This window comes from Burkholderia sp. 9777_1386, assembly GCF_015712265.1.
GTDB lineage: Bacteria > Pseudomonadota > Gammaproteobacteria > Burkholderiales > Burkholderiaceae > Burkholderia > Burkholderia cenocepacia.
On the sequence record NZ_JACCQB010000143.1, the window covers coordinates 1 to 450 of the forward strand.

Below are 450 nucleotides of genomic sequence, written 5' to 3' on the forward strand. Positions count from 1 at the left end.
ATCATGGACTCCGGCAGGTGATCTGGGACCCTACATTCTAGCAGTCCGGCCTCTCGCCATCGTCCGTTCATGTGGCGCCGAATGTCACACCCGAGGTTACAGATAGAACATCTCTTCCTTGGGCGGAATCGGCGAGGTGCCTTCGCGCTTTTCGTAGAACTCGTAGACGGCATCCAGCGCATCCTTGGGTTCGTCGACGATGCGCATGATGTCGAGGTCGTGCTCGGCGATCAGACCCATCGGCAGCAGCGTAAAGCGGAACCAGTCCAGCAGGCCCTTCCAGAAGTGGCTGCCGAACATGACCACCGGCACGCTGCGCGATTTGCCCGTCTGGACGAGCGTGAGCACTTCAGCCAGTTCATCCAGCGTGCCGAAACCACCGGGCATGACGATGAACGCGTCCGAATTCTTCACGAACGTGACCTTGCGGGTGAAGAAATGGCGGAAGCG

The 450-nt window shown here is 59.3% G+C and carries 1 protein-coding gene; it reads right to left on the bottom strand.

What is annotated here, in order from left to right; translation table 11 throughout:
* Positions 1 to 96 precede the first annotated feature (96 nt).
* Positions 97 to 450 (bottom strand): LOG family protein (locus tag H0X91_RS34745; protein WP_196433826.1); only part of this gene is annotated, 354 nt, incomplete at its 5' end.